The organism is Streptomyces sp. IBSBF 3136, assembly GCF_036815105.1.
Lineage (GTDB): Bacteria > Actinomycetota > Actinomycetes > Streptomycetales > Streptomycetaceae > Streptomyces.
Map to the genome: position 1 here is coordinate 20,150 of NZ_JAJSZC010000078.1, position 11,815 is coordinate 31,964.

Annotated in this window: 9 protein-coding genes and 1 pseudogene; 5 read left to right on the top strand and 5 right to left on the bottom strand. The window is 70.8% G+C overall.

All coding sequences use genetic code 11. The features are described from left to right. Positions 1–164: 164 nt before the first annotated feature. Together V7E45_RS18605 and V7E45_RS18610 are read right to left on the bottom strand one after the other, a co-directional pair. Positions 165–1,547, bottom strand: a complete 1,383-nt coding sequence (locus tag V7E45_RS18605; RefSeq protein WP_333775305.1) for an aspartate aminotransferase family protein — start codon at positions 1,545–1,547, stop codon at positions 165–167. Continuing rightward, positions 1,532–2,053, bottom strand: a complete 522-nt coding sequence (locus V7E45_RS18610; protein ID WP_020942526.1) for an Lrp/AsnC family transcriptional regulator — start codon at positions 2,051–2,053, stop codon at positions 1,532–1,534. Before V7E45_RS18610 ends, V7E45_RS18605 begins: the two co-directional genes overlap by 16 nt. Before the next feature lie 205 nt (positions 2,054–2,258). Here V7E45_RS18610 and V7E45_RS18615 point away from each other — a divergent pair, with 205 nt between their 5' ends. The 3 genes from V7E45_RS18615 to V7E45_RS18625 all read left to right on the top strand — a co-directional run bounded on the left by V7E45_RS18615 (position 2,259) and on the right by V7E45_RS18625 (position 5,658). After that, a complete protein-coding gene (locus V7E45_RS18615; RefSeq protein ID WP_333775306.1) occupies positions 2,259–3,698 on the top strand; it encodes a gamma-aminobutyraldehyde dehydrogenase in 1,440 nt (479 codons plus the stop codon). A 184-nt stretch (positions 3,699–3,882) separates the two neighbouring features. Beyond that, positions 3,883–5,073: an ABC transporter substrate-binding protein gene (locus V7E45_RS18620; protein WP_333775307.1), complete on the top strand. Its 1,191-nt coding sequence runs from the start codon at positions 3,883–3,885 to the stop codon at positions 5,071–5,073. Between the two features lie 60 nt (positions 5,074–5,133). Next, the gene (locus V7E45_RS18625; RefSeq protein WP_333775308.1) at positions 5,134–5,658 is read left to right on the top strand and encodes a hypothetical protein; all 525 of its coding nucleotides are present in this window, start codon (positions 5,134–5,136) and stop codon (positions 5,656–5,658) included. A 157-nt stretch (positions 5,659–5,815) separates the two neighbouring features. Here V7E45_RS18625 and V7E45_RS18630 read toward each other — a convergent pair whose 3' ends face one another. Beyond that, complete coding sequence (locus V7E45_RS18630) at positions 5,816–6,307, bottom strand: hypothetical protein (protein ID WP_333775309.1); 492 nt, start codon at positions 6,305–6,307, stop codon at positions 5,816–5,818. Positions 6,308–6,788: 481 nt separating this feature from the next. Here V7E45_RS18630 and V7E45_RS18635 point away from each other — a divergent pair, with 481 nt between their 5' ends. After that, positions 6,789–8,177 (top strand): fibronectin type III domain-containing protein, encoded by a 1,389-nt coding sequence (locus tag V7E45_RS18635; protein WP_333775310.1) that lies wholly within the window; start codon positions 6,789–6,791, stop codon positions 8,175–8,177. Positions 8,178–8,195: 18 nt separating this feature from the next. On the opposite strand, the gene V7E45_RS18640 is transcribed toward V7E45_RS18635, so the two are convergent. Next, positions 8,196–8,897 carry a glycerophosphodiester phosphodiesterase gene (locus V7E45_RS18640; protein ID WP_333775311.1) on the bottom strand — a complete coding sequence of 234 codons (702 nt, stop codon included), beginning with the start codon at positions 8,895–8,897 and terminating at the stop codon, positions 8,196–8,198. A 19-nt stretch (positions 8,898–8,916) separates the two neighbouring features. Continuing rightward, positions 8,917–10,046 (bottom strand): annotated as a pseudogene (locus V7E45_RS18645) (adenosine deaminase). Between the two features lie 100 nt (positions 10,047–10,146). Here V7E45_RS18645 and V7E45_RS18650 point away from each other — a divergent pair. Further along, positions 10,147–11,271, top strand: coding sequence for a DUF4190 domain-containing protein (locus V7E45_RS18650; RefSeq protein WP_333775312.1), 1,125 nt, complete (start codon positions 10,147–10,149; stop codon positions 11,269–11,271). Positions 11,272–11,815: the final 544 nt, after the last annotated feature.

Consider the following 11,815-nt stretch of genomic DNA (forward strand, 5'->3'; position numbering starts at 1 on the left):
GTTGGGCGGAACGACGGCAGGGCCGATCGGTCACTGGAACGCTAGGCAGCCGTCGCGGGGAGGCCGGACAGCACACGGCCCCGGGCCGCCGTTCTCACTCGAACGGACGGCACCGGGGCCGGTACCGGTCATCCAGTCGGATGATCAGAGCCTTCGGTGGAGACTCAGAGCTTCGTCCACGCCTCGGTGAGGGTGGCGCGCAGGATCTGCTCGATCTCGTCGAAGGTCTCCTGGTTGGAGATCAGCGGCGGGGCGAGCTGGATCACCGGGTCGCCACGGTCGTCGGCACGGCAGTACAGGCCGTTGTCGAACAGCGCCTTGGAGAGGAAGCCGTACAGGACGCGCTCGGTCTCCTCCTCGTTGAAGGACTCCTTGGTGTTCTTGTCCTTCACCAGCTCGATGCCGTAGAAGAAGCCGTTGCCGCGGACGTCGCCGACGATCGGGAGGTCGTGCAGCTTCTGCAGGGTCTGCAGGAAGGCGCCCTCGTTGTCGAGCACGTGCTGGTTGAGGCCCTCGCGCTCGAACAGGTCGAGGTTGGCGAGGCCCACGGCGGCGGACACCGGGTGGCCACCGAAGGTGTAGCCGTGCAGGAAGGTGTTGTCGCCCTTGTAGAACGGCTCGGCGAGCCGGTCCGAGACGATGCAGGCGCCGATCGGGGAGTAGCCCGAGGTCATGCCCTTCGCGCAGGTGATCATGTCCGGGACGTAGCCGAACTTGTCGCAGGCGAACATCGTGCCCAGGCGGCCGAAGGCGCAGATGACCTCGTCCGACACGAGCAACACGTCGTACTGGTCGCAGATCTCGCGCACGCGCTGGAAGTAGCCGGGCGGGGGCGGGAAGCAGCCGCCGGCGTTCTGCACCGGCTCCAGGAAGACCGCGGCGACGGTCTCCGGGCCCTCGAAGAGGATCTGCTGCTCGATCTGGTCGGCGGCCCAGCGGCCGAAGGCCTCCGGGTCGTCACCGAAGATCGGGGCGCGGTAGATGTTCGTGTTCGGCACCTTGTGCGCGCCCGGGACGAGCGGCTCGAAGGGGGCCTTGAGGGCCGGCAGTCCGGTGATGGACAGGGCGCCCTGCGGGGTGCCGTGGTAGGCGACCGCACGCGAGATGACCTTGTACTTGGTGGGCTTGCCCTGGAGCTTGAAGTACTGCTTGGCGAGCTTCCAGGCGGTCTCGACGGCCTCGCCGCCACCGGTGGTGAAGAAGACCTTGTTCAGGTCGCCCGGGGCGTGGTGGGCGAGGCGCTCGGCCAGCTCGACGGCCTTGGGGTGGGCGTAGGACCACACCGGGAAGAACGCCAGCTCCTGGGCCTGCTTGGAGGCGGTCTCCGCGAGTTCCATGCGGCCGTGACCGGCCTGGACCACGAACAGACCGGCGAGACCGTCGAGGTAGCGCCTGCCCTTGTCGTCGTAGATGTAGGTGCCCTCGCCCCGGACGATGGTCGGGACGGGGGAGTTCTCGTACGAGGACATGCGGGTGAAGTGCATCCACAGGTGGTCGTACGCGGTGCGGCTCAGGTCCTTCTGGCTCACGGTTATCGGGTTCCCCACATGTAGGTCTGCTTCTTCAGCTTCAGGTAGACGAAGCTTTCGGTGGAGCGCACGCCGGGCAGGGCCCGGATGCGTCGGTTGATGACGTCCAGCAGGTGGTCGTCGTCCTCGCAGACGATCTCGGCGAGGATGTCGAACGAGCCCGCGGCCATCACCACGTACTCGACTTCCGACATGCCGGTCAGCGCGTCCGCGATCGACTCGACATCCCCCTCGACGTTGATCCCGACCATCGCCTGCCGGCGGAAGCCCACGGTGAGCGGGTCCGTGACGGCGACGATCTGCATCACGCCCTGGTCGAGCAGCTTCTGGACGCGCTGGCGCACGGCCGCCTCCGACAGGCCGACGGCCTTGCCGATCGCGGCGTACGGCCGGCGGCCGTCCTCCTGGAGCTGCTGAATGATGGCGAGGGAGACGGCGTCCAGCTGGGGGCTGTTGCCGTTCCTGGACTCGCGGGGCGAGTCCCTCTGGTCTGCGCTTCGACTGGCCACGACCTCACTGTGCACGACGTCTCGATAGTTTTGCAAGGCCGCATCGATGAAATTCGTTGTTTCCGGGGATGAGACTTGCGGATTTCGCAGAACGGGTGGCGATGGGGGTGTTGAAAACGTGGCTATGCCGATTAGGGTGGGTGTCTCAGCCTTCGGACATCCGCGGCAGCGGGCCGGGGCTGGACAGCGTGAACCCTCGAACCAGATCAGGAGGCCGGCAGTGAGCACCGAGCTGCGTCGTCTGCGCAACTACATCGACGGTGAGTTCCGGGACGCCGCCGACGGACGGACCACCGAGGTGGTCAACCCCGCGACGGGCGAGGCGTACGCCACCGCTCCCCTGTCCGGACAGGCGGACGTGGACGCCGCGATGGCGGCCGCCGCCGCGGCCTTCCCGGCCTGGCGCGACACCACCCCCGCCGAGCGGCAGAAGGCCCTCCTGAAGATCGCCGACGCGTTCGAGGAGCGGGCCGAGGAGCTCATCGCGGCGGAGGTGGAGAACACGGGCAAGCCCACCGGGCTCACCCGCTCCGAGGAGATCCCGCCCATGGTCGACCAGATCCGCTTCTTCGCGGGTGCGGCACGGCTGCTCGAGGGCCGCTCGGCCGGCGAGTACATGGACGGCATGACCTCGATCATCCGCCGCGAGCCGGTCGGCGTCTGCGCCCAGGTCGCCCCGTGGAACTACCCGATGATGATGGCGGTGTGGAAGTTCGCCCCGGCCATCGCCGCGGGCAACACCGTGGTCCTCAAGCCGTCGGACACCACCCCCGCCTCGACCGTCCTCATCGCCGACATCATCGGCGGGATCCTGCCCAAGGGCGTCTTCAACGTCGTGTGCGGCGACCGGGACACCGGCCGCGCGATGGTCGAGCACCCGACCCCGGCCATGGCCTCCATCACCGGCTCCGTGCGCGCCGGCATGTCGGTCGCCGAGTCCGCCTCCAAGGACGTCAAGCGGGTCCACCTGGAGCTGGGCGGCAAGGCCCCGGTCGTCGTCTTCGAGGACACCGACATCGCCAAGGCCGTCGAGGACATCTCCGTCGCCGGCTTCTTCAACGCCGGCCAGGACTGCACGGCCGCGACCCGCGTCCTCGTCCAGGAGTCCATCCACGACGAGTTCGTCGCCGCCCTCGCCAAGGCCGCGGCCGAGACCAAGACCGGCCATCCGGACGACGAGGACGTCCTCTTCGGCCCGCTGAACAACCCCAACCAGCTCAAGCAGGTCGCCGGATTCATCGACCGGCTGCCCGCGCACGCCAAGGTCGAGGCGGGCGGCCAGCAGGTCGGCGACAAGGGCTACTTCTACGCCGCCACCGTCGTCTCCGGCCTGAAGCAGGACGACGAGATCATCCAGAACGAGGTCTTCGGCCCGGTCATCACCGTCCAGTCCTTCTCCGACGAGGACCAGGCCGTCGAGTGGGCCAACGGCGTCGAGTACGCCCTCGCCTCCTCGGTGTGGACCAAGGACCACGGCCGCGCGATGCGCATGTCCAAGAAGCTCGACTTCGGCTGCGTGTGGATCAACACCCACATCCCGCTGGTCGCCGAGATGCCCCACGGCGGCTTCAAGAAGTCCGGCTACGGCAAGGACCTGTCGGCGTACGGCTTCGAGGACTACACGCGCATCAAGCACGTGATGACCTCGCTGGACGCGTAGGCGACCGGCCCGGATCATGCGGCCCCCGGACGGGATCACCTCCCCGGCCGGGGGCCGCTGCCGTGGTGCGCCGAGGGGCCGCGGGGGCGGTGTGCGCCCGGTCGACAAGGTGTCGGGTCCGCTCCGGCGCACTCGACGCAGCGTCGATTGTCCGCCCGCGTGCCCCGGAGGCATCCTTTCGGGTGTGCCCGAGACCTCCAGCAACCCGGCGCCGACGCGCCGCTCCTTCCTGCGCGCCCTCGGCGGAACCGCCGCGCTCGGCGCCCTCGCCGGCTGCGGGGTGCCGGCCGCCTACGTCGAGCCCGGCGACCGGGCCGGGGCCGACGACTCCGCCGCCGACCGCAGGCTGACCTGGGCCAACTGGCCGCTGTACATCGACACCGACGACACGAACCCGAACAAGCGGCCCACGCTGGAAGCGTTCGAGCGGCGCACCGGGATCTCCGTCGACTACGTCGAGGAGATCAACGACAACGACGAGTTCTTCGGCAAGATCAGCCCCGCGCTGATGAACCATCAGCGGACCGGCCGGGACCTGATCGTCATGAGCGACTGGATGTGCGCGCGCTTCGTCCGGCTCGGCTGGGTGCAGCGCATGGACCGCGCGCGCCAGCCGAACGTCGCCGAGTACCTCGACCCGCTGCTGCGCTCACCCGCCTTCGACCCGGGCCGCGTCCACACCGTGCCGTGGCAGTCCGGCATCACGGGCATCGCCTACAACCGCCGCAGGCTCGGCCGCGAGATCCGGCACGTGAAGGACCTCTGGGCGGACGATCTCAAGGGCCGGGTCACCCTGCTGTCCGGCCTCGACGAGTCGTTCGCGCTGCTGATGCAGGGCAACGGCGTCGACATCACCAAGTGGACGGCGGACGACTTCCACCGGGTCTGCGACGAGGTGGAGCGGGAGGTGAAGCGCGGCCAGATCCGCCGCTTCACCGGCAACGACTACACCAAGGACCTGGTCAGCGGCGACGTCCTGGCCTGCCAGGCGTACTCGGGCGACGTCATCCAACTCCAGGCCGACAACCCCGACATCCGCTTCGTCGTCCCCGAGGAGGGCGCCGAACTCTGGTCCGACTCCCTGATGATCCCCGACCTGGCCCGCCACAAGAGGAACGCCGAGCGGCTCATCGACTACTACTACGACCCCGCGGTCGCCGCGAAGCTCGCCGCCTGGGTCAACTACGTCTGCCCGGTTCCCGCGGCCAGGGAGGTCCTGGCCGCCTCCAAGGACAAGGACACGGCCGCCCTGGCCGACAACCCCCTGATCTTCCCCGACGGCACGATGCGTCAGCGCCTCGCCATCGCGCGGGACATCACGTCCACGGAGCGGGTGGAGTTCGCCCGGCGGTGGAACAAGATCGTGGGGTTCTGAGCGGCCGGCGCACACCGGGCAAGTTTTGAACGCGTTCAAATCAGGGCGTACGCTGTTGTCATGAGCGACAGAGCCGCCCTGCTCAAGGGCATTCGTGTGTGGCTGGGTCTCTTCGTCGTGTGTCTCGTGCTCAGCGGGGCCACCGCCTTTCCGCTGGTGCACGAACTGCGGTGGGCCGAGGACCTGTTGCGGGCGCTGTCGGTGTCCGAGTGGCTGCCGGGCCTCGTGCGGTGGATCTCACGGGTGCGGGAGGGGCTCGACACCGTCGACGCCGAGTACCCCTTCGTGCTCTACGGGACGGACTGGCTGGCCTTCGCGCATCTCGTCATCGCGGTCGCGTTCTACGGGCCGTACCGGGACCCGGTCCGCAACATCTGGGTGGTCGAGTTCGGGATGATCGCCTGCGCCGGCATCGTCCCGCTCGCGCTCGTCTGCGGTCCGGTGCGGGGAATTCCCTTCTGGTGGAGCCTGATCGACATGTCGTTCGGGCTGTTCGGGGTGGTCCCGCTGTATGTCGTACGCCGGAAGATCAAGCGGTTGGAGGCACTTGGGGGGGCGGCCGTAATTCCGGGTCACGTCACTTGAGAGGGAAAGTCGCCCCGGAATCCTCGGGGCAGCACGCGGCCGGGGCCCATGGAATGGGCCCCGGCCGGTGAACTGTGCGAAATGCGGTGGCGTATCCGTGAACGTGGTCAGGATGTTCGCCGTCGGGCCGGTCGTGTTTCACCGGCCCATGCCGCTGTCAGCTGTAGTTGTCGGGGACGAAGCAGAAGTCGACGCGGCCGATGCCGGGCATCTGGCCGCCTGGGTTGAGCGGCGGGAAGAGCCCCGTGTCACTGTCGATGCCGTTGGGGAAGCCGGTCGCGGCGTCGTAGATGTAGCGGTTGGCGTTGGGACCGCCCGCGACGGTGACCTGGCTGACCGCGATGGAGTTGGGCTCGGCGATGTCGAAGCTGAGCTCCTTGTTGCCGTTCGTGAACGTGAGGGTCACGTCGCCGCTGCCGTCGCCGGGGATGGCGATGTGGAACGTCTGCGGGGTGTTCGAGGCCTCCACGCTGAGCAGCTGCGAGCCGGCGGGGCACACCGCGGCCGGGTGACCGGGCACGAAGATGGGCGGTACCTCCGCGGCCAGCGCGGGGCTGGCCGCGATGCCCAGGGCCACCGCCGTGGTCACGCCGGCACAGGCGAGGCGCGCACCCCACATCCGTCGCTTCGAACGGGTAGTCACTCGCATGACGAGCACTCCTTCTTGTGCTTGGGCCCCAGCTCTCGGGCACCGAATCCCACCCACACGCACTCTCGTTCAGTCGCGAGTTCGAGTGCTGGACTTTTGTCCACTGTGGGGCGTCGTCAACGTTTGCACGGTCGGGCGCCCGACACGCTTCACGACTCTTTTCCGTACTCCATCCGAGGCTTATAAAACGACCGGAAAGGTGAAAGGAGTGCCGTTGTGTGCTGCCGACGGGTGAACGGTGGCCCTTCTCGGCCGGAACCCGCCTTGGGAATGAGTGAACTCAGTATCGTTGCGGCGCTTTTACGACTTCCACTTCCCGACCGTCCGCGCCCACTTCTCCCCGGGATGTTTCATGCGTCTGAGGAAAAAGACGGCGAGGCTTGCCGCCACGGCCTCAACCGTGCTCCTGCTCGCGGCTGCTCCGCCCACGGCCGCTCACGCCTCGCGAGCACGTCACGAAAACCCCCTGACCTCCGCCCCCTTGGCGACCTGGCAGACCGACGGCATCGTCTGGTCGGTCGCCTACGCACGCGGTGTCGTGTACGTCGGCGGCACCTTCGACAGCGTGCGTCCGCCCGGCGCCAAGCCCGGCCAGAAAGCGGTGGCCCGCAAGAACTTCGCCGCGTTCGACGCCGTCACCGGCCGGCTGCTGCCGTGCGCCCACTCCTTCACCGAGGGCGAGGGCACGGTACGGGCGCTGAAGGCGTCGAGCGACGGCAAGGTGTTGTACGTCGGCGGATCGTTCGGCCAGGTGGACAACGCGGGTGTGGCCAACGCGGTCGCCCTGAACGCGGCCGACTGCTCGCTGCGCAAGGACTTCCGCCCCGCGGTCTCGGCGACGGTCCGGGCCATCGCCACCACCGGCACCACCGTCTACCTGGGCGGCGACTTCACCATGGTGGACGGTCAGGACAGGAAGCATGTCGCCTCGTTCGGCCCGGCCGGTCGCCTGCTGCCCTTCAAGGCGGGCATCGACGAGCCGGTCCGCGCCCTGCTGGCAGCACCGAAGCACGGGAAGCTCCTCGTGGGCGGAGACTTCCACGAGGTCAATGGTGAGAGGCAGCAGGCCCTGGTCGCCCTGAACCCCTCGACCGGTTCGACCGTGGCCTCGTTCCCCGGGTGGTTCCCGAGGCGGTCGTCGGTGAAGTCACTGGCGGGTGACGCCGCCAACTTCTATGCGGCGGCCGAAGGCAGGGGGACGGGCATCTTCGACGGTCGCGTCGCCGGCCGTCTGGCCAACGGCGAGATGATCTGGAAGGACAACTGCCAGGGCGCCACCCAGGCCGTCGTCGTACACCAGGGAGTTCTCTACAGTGCGTCCCACGCCCACAACTGCAGCCGTACCCCGGGCGGTTTCCCCGACGGCCGCCGCCACCACTTCCTGGCCCAGTCCGTCGGTGACAGCCGCATCCTGCACTGGTTTCCGGACACCGACGACGGCCTCGGCGAGGGAATCGGGCCGCGCGCGCTGGTGATGGCCAAGGGAATCCTGTGGGCGGGCGGCGAGTTCACCACGGTCAACGGCCGGCCCCAGCAGGGCCTGACCCGCTTCTCGTTCGGGCCGGGCAACAGCGCTCCGCTGGCGGCACCGGAACCGGCCGCCCGCAGCGACAAGGCCGGGCGGATCACGCTCACCTGGCGTGCCACCTGGGACCGGGACGACGCGGAGCTGACGTACCGGATCCGCCGCGACGGCGTCCTGCTGGCCTCGCGCAAACAGCGTTCCACCGACTGGGAGCTGCCGGAGATGACGTACACGGATTCCGTCACCCCCGGGTCCCGGCACTCGTACACGGTCACCGTCACCGACGGCAGGAACACCGTGCCCCGCTCGGCGCCGCGCGCGGTGACCGCGGCCGCCCGGAGGTGAACGGGCGGGGCGCGACGGTCAGTCGGCGCCTCGCAGGGTCTCGCCCCGCAGGGCGTCGAGGACGTCGACGCGGTTCGTGGTGATCGAGTCGACGCCCACGTCCAGGAGGCGGCGCATGGAGCGGCGGGTGTCCGGTGTCCATACGGACAGCAGGTACCCGCCGCGGTGGACACGGGCCGCCAGGTCGCGGTCGACCAGGGCGAAGCGGTAGTTGAGCCAGCGCGGGCGCACCGCGTCCAGCACCGCGGGACGGGGCGGCGCAAGCGACGTCCAGGTCAGGGCGATCTCGGCGGCGGGATCGGCGGCCCGGACGGCGAGCACGGCCTCGGCGTGCGCGCTGTAGGACACCCGCTCCCCGGCCCCGCACTGCCGTACGACGTCCAGGGTCCGCTCGACGGAGCGCCGGTCGACCCGCCCGCACAGGTCGATCATCACCCGGCTGCCGTCCGTCGCCTCGAGCGCCTCGGCCAGCGTGGGCAGCGCGCCCTGGGTGAGGCCGCGCACCTCGTCCGCCGACAGCGCGCGCAGCGGCCGGTCGTGCGCCCACAGCCGACGTAGCGTCTCGTCGTGCAGCAGCACGGGGACGCCGTCGCGGGTGAGCCGTACGTCGATCTCGACCGCGTCCGCGCCCAGGGCGAGCGCGGCACGCAGCGAGTCGAGGGTGTTCTCGCGGAACCGGTAGGGGTCGCCGCGATGGGCCACGGCGGTCACGTTCTGCATGGCCCCATTGTGGGGTGTGTCAGGGCGCGAGCCAGGCGGCGGTGTAGGTGTCGATCTCGGCCTCGATCCCGGCCTTGCCGGGCGCGTCCAGGAAGGACGCCTGTACGGCGTTCTTCGCCAGGTCGGCCAGGCCGCGCTCGTCGAGGTCGAGGAGGCGGGCGGCCACCGCGTACTCGTTGTTGAGGTCGGTGCCGAACATCGGCGGGTCGTCGGAGTTGATCGTGACCAGCACCCCGGACCGGACGAACTCCTTGATCGGGTGCTCGTCCAGGGTGCGGACGGCGCGGGTGGCGATGTTGGACGTCGGGCAGACCTCCAGCGGGATGCGGTGCTCGGCGAGGTGTGCGAGCAGCGCGGGGTCCTGGGCGGAACTGGTGCCGTGCCCGATGCGCTCGGCGCGCAGCTCGGTCAGCGCGTCCCACACCGTCTGCGGTCCCGTGGTCTCCCCGGCGTGCGGTACGGAGCGCAGTCCGGCCGCGATGGCGCGGTCGAAGTAGGGCTTGAACTGCGGCCGGGGCACGCCGATCTCGGGGCCGCCGAGCCCGAACGACACCAGGCCCTCCGGGCGGATCCGGTCGTCGGTCGCGAGGCGTACGGTCTCCTCGGCGGACTCAAGGCCGGCTTCCCCGGGGATGTCGAAGCACCAGCGCAGCACGGTCCCGAAGTCGGCCTCGGCGGCCTTGCGGGCGTCCTCGATGGCCGCCATGAAGCCCAGCTCGTCGATGCCGCGGCGGGTCGAGGAGAACGGGGTGATGGTCAGCTCGGCGTACCGCACCTGCTGCCGGGCCAGGTCCCGGGCCACCTCGTAGGTCAGCAGCCGGACGTCCTCCGGGGTGCGGATCAGGTCCACGACGGACAGGTACACGTCGATGAAGTGCGCGAAGTCCGTGAACGTGAAGTAGTCGGCCAGGGCCTCGGGGTCGGTGGGCACCTTGGAGTCGGGGTGGCGGGCGGCCAGTTCGGAGACGATACGCGGGGAGGCGGAGCCGACGTGGTGGACGTGCAGTTCGGCCTTGGGCAGTCCGGCGATGAAGGCGTGCAGATCGCGGTCGGACGTGCCGACGGCGGGTACGGAGCTGCGGTCGGTCAAGGGTTCCTCCCCGGGAACGGCGCCCGCGGACCGAGGTCCGTGGTCCGGGCGCGGGTGATCGGCTGATCGGTGACTCGAGGTCATCGTAGGCCCCCGGCCTCGGCGGTCCCGGCCTCGCCCGTAGCATGGCCGGACGTCCGACACAGGGGGTCCTGAACCATGTCCGAGCAGGTGCCGCAGCCGATACCGCCGGAGCACGGCGCCGGCGACGGGTCCGTGGCACCCGAGGGCGCCGCGCCCCGGGTCTCGCTGGACAAGGAGGGCGGGCGGCAGTCCGCCGGGACCGAGCGGTCCGCGCCGGACGGGGCGGGGTCGCCGACGCCCGCCGCGGGCGTGGACGCGGACCCGTGGGCGCCTCGGGCGGGCGCGCACGGGGCCGGTGCCACGGCCGTCTCCGAGGTCTGGGACGGCTCCGACGTCCCGGACGTCCCCGGGTCTTCGGCCGCTTCCACCGGCGCGACACCGTCGCCGCGGTCTCCTGTCCATGACCAGCAGACGGTCTCCTCACTCCCCGCCGGGGACGCGCCGGCCGACGCGGTGCCACCGGCCTGGGCCCGGCCGGCCGACCCTTTCGCCCCACCGGCCCCCACGCCGTCCGCGCCCGGCCAGGCGAACCCGTTCGCGCCCCCTGCCGGCTCGCCGTCGGCGAGCACCCCGGGACACCCGTTCGCGCCTCCCGTCGCCGCACCCGCGAACCCCTTCGCGCCACCTTCGGGCGCGCCCGCGAACCCGTTCGGGCCGCCCGGGCCCGGCTACCAGGCCGGAGCGCCGGTGCACCCCTACGCCCCGCAGGCCCCCGACGGCCTCGGCAACCCGTACGCGCCGCCTCCGGCGGCCGCCGCCCAGCCGCAGGAAAGGGTCCCCGTACCGCCGCCGCCCATATCCCCCGACGGTCCCGGCCAGGTGCCGTACGGCTATCCGGCCGCCCCGGCGGCGTACGGCTACCCGGCCCCGCAGCCGTACCCCGGCTACGGCGGGCCCGGCATCCCCTCCTACCCGGCGGCGGCCGGTTACGGCTGGCCGGGTATGCAGCCGCAGTCGAACAACGGCATGGGCACGGCCTCGCTGGTGCTGGGCATCCTGTCGGTGGTCGGGTTCTGCGCCTGGCCGATGGCCATCGTGATGGCCATCCTGGCGGTGGTCCTCGGCTCCCTGGGCCGCGCCAAGGCCCGCCGCGGCGAGGCCGACAACCCAGGCGTGGCCCTCGCCGGGATCATCTGCGGTGCCGCGGGCATCGTCCTGCTGCTGGGGCTGTTCGCCTTCGCCATCGCGTTCTACAAGTGACCGGCCCAGGGCTCGGCCGGGCCGTGGTGTGGCGAAGCATCCCCGGCGCCCACCGCTCCCACCCGGCATGAGGCCGCACGGGTAACGCGCCCCCACCCCTCGGCCTGCGCCCCCGACGATCACGCCTTCGCTCCGGCGGCCCCTCCGGCGGGGTGGGCCGCGCCAGTCAGGACCCCGGCCTGTGCCGGCCCCTCCGGGGGTGTCCCGCGCCCGTCGTCCCGGCCCTCGGCCCCCGGGGCTGGCCCGTGCCAGTAAGGACCCGGCCTCCGCCACCCCCGCCGGGGGAGGGCCGCGCCAGTCCGATCCCGGCGTTCGCCGCCGCCGGTGGGGGGTGGGCCGAGTCCGTCGGCCCGGCGTTCGCTGCCCCTTCCGGGGGTGGCCCGTGCCAGTAAGGACCCGGTGTCCGCTACCCCTTCTCTCCGGGGGAGGACCGCGTCAGTCAGATCCCGACCCCCGTCGCAGCCCCGACGGGGGAGGGGGCCGGCCAATCCGTCAGCCTTACCCCCCCGGTCGGCCGCTCTCGCCGTACGGCCCCGTCCGGGCT